At 55.1% G+C, this 428-nt stretch carries 1 protein-coding gene; it reads left to right on the forward strand.

Going from position 1 to position 428, the window contains the following annotated elements:
* Positions 1-428: BMP family lipoprotein (locus NE473_RS30290; RefSeq protein ID WP_256265567.1), on the forward strand; the 428-nt coding region annotated here is incomplete at both ends.

The following is a 428-nucleotide window of genomic DNA, read 5'->3' on the forward strand; positions in this document are numbered from 1 at the left end:
CTCACAGCGGCGACTACTCTGAATACAGAACGGAAGCCAATACCATGCCTATTCTGTTCCAGGAAGACGAGCCCGGCTTCCTCGCCGGATACGCAGCAGTAAAAGACGGCTATACCAAGCTGGGATTCTTAGGCGGTATGGCAGTTCCGGCCGTTATCCGTTACGGCTACGGCTTTGCGGAAGGCGCTGACTACGCAGCCAAAGAGATGGGCGTGGACGACATCGAGATCATGTATAACTACACAGGCGCATTTGCGGCGACACCGGAAGCACAGTCCATGGCTGCATCCTGGTATCAGAACGGCACGGAAGTCATCTTCGGATTCATAACTCTGGTCAACGTCAACGCCGATGACCTTGGCGCTCTTTTCTTCAGCAGCAGCCATAACGGAGTTGCCTACTGCGCCGCCGCATCCGAAGATGACTTC

Source organism: Hungatella sp. SL.1.14 (assembly GCF_024460495.1).
In the GTDB taxonomy this organism is placed as follows: Bacteria; Bacillota; Clostridia; order Lachnospirales; family Lachnospiraceae; genus Hungatella; species Hungatella hathewayi.